Source organism: Enterovibrio coralii, assembly GCF_001559595.1.
Lineage (GTDB): Bacteria > Pseudomonadota > Gammaproteobacteria > Enterobacterales > Vibrionaceae > Enterovibrio > Enterovibrio coralii.
In genome coordinates this window covers 1-1,599 of the sequence record NZ_LNTY01000037.1, presented here as the reverse complement: position 1 = coordinate 1,599, position 1,599 = coordinate 1, and the positions used below count along the sequence as shown (strand labels likewise).

Here is a 1,599-nt window from a genome sequence, read left to right as displayed (position 1 = left end):
CAATCTGTGTGGACACTAGCATTAATAGTATCGTTAAGGAGGTGATCCAGCCCCAGGTTCCCCTAGGGCTACCTTGTTACGACTTCACCCCAGTCATGAACCACACCGTGGTAAACGCCCTCCCGAAGGTTAAGCTATCTACTTCTGGTGCAGCCCACTCCCATGGTGTGACGGGCGGTGTGTACAAGGCCCGGGAACGTATTCACCGTGGCATTCTGATCCACGATTACTAGCGATTCCGACTTCATGGAGTCGAGTTGCAGACTCCAATCCGGACTACGACATACTTTATGGGATTCGCTCCACCTCGCGGTCTTGCTGCCCTCTGTATATGCCATTGTAGCACGTGTGTAGCCCTACTCGTAAGGGCCATGATGACTTGACGTCGTCCCCACCTTCCTCCGGTTTATCACCGGCAGTCTCCCTGGAGTTCCCACCATTACGTGCTGGCAAACAAGGATAAGGGTTGCGCTCGTTGCGGGACTTAACCCAACATTTCACAACACGAGCTGACGACAGCCATGCAGCACCTGTCTCAGAGTTCCCGAAGGCACACTCGAATCTCTTCAAGCTTCTCTGGATGTCAAGAGTAGGTAAGGTTCTTCGCGTTGCATCGAATTAAACCACATGCTCCACCGCTTGTGCGGGCCCCCGTCAATTCATTTGAGTTTTAATCTTGCGACCGTACTCCCCAGGCGGTCTACTTAACGCGTTAGCTCCGAAAGCCACGACTCTAGGTCACAACCTCCAAGTAGACATCGTTTACAGCGTGGACTACCAGGGTATCTAATCCTGTTTGCTCCCCACGCTTTCGCATCTGAGCGTCAGTCTTTGTCCAGGGGGCCGCCTTCGCCACCGGTATTCCTTCAGATCTCTACGCATTTCACCGCTACACCTGAAATTCTACCCCCCTCTACAAGACTCTAGCCTGCCAGTTCAAAATGCTGTTCCCAGGTTAAGCCCGGGGCTTTCACATCTTGCTTAACAAACCGCCTGCATGCGCTTTACGCCCAGTAATTCCGATTAACGCTCGCACCCTCCGTATTACCGCGGCTGCTGGCACGGAGTTAGCCGGTGCTTCTTCTGCAGCTAACGTCAAATTACGCAGGTATTAACTACGTAACCTTCCTCACTGCTGAAAGTGCTTTACAACCCGAAGGCCTTCTTCACACACGCGGCATGGCTGCATCAGGCTTGCGCCCATTGTGCAATATTCCCCACTGCTGCCTCCCGTAGGAGTCTGGACCGTGTCTCAGTTCCAGTGTGCTGATCATCCTCTCAAACCAGCTAGGGATCGTCGCTTGGTGAGCCATTACCTCACCAACTAGCTAATCCCAACTGGGCCCATCCGATAGCGAAAGGTCCGAAGATCCCCTCCTTTGGTCCGTAGACATCATGCGGTATTAGCAGTCGTTTCCAACTGTTATCCCCCTCTATCGGGCAGGTTCCCAGCCATTACTCACCCGTCCGCCGCTCGCCGCCCTTAACGTCCCCCGAAGGTTCAGTTAAGTCGCTGCCGCTCGACTTGCATGTGTTAGGCCTGCCGCCAGCGTTCAATCTGAGCCATGATCAAACTCTTCAATTAAAGTTTTGGCTCAA

Annotated in this window: 1 rRNA gene; it reads right to left on the bottom strand. The window is 53.3% G+C overall.

Annotated features, from left to right (window positions below):
- Positions 1–34: 34 nt before the first annotated feature.
- A 16S ribosomal RNA gene (locus ATN88_RS16000) occupies positions 35–1,585 on the bottom strand.
- Between the last annotated feature and the right edge of the window lie 14 nt (positions 1,586–1,599).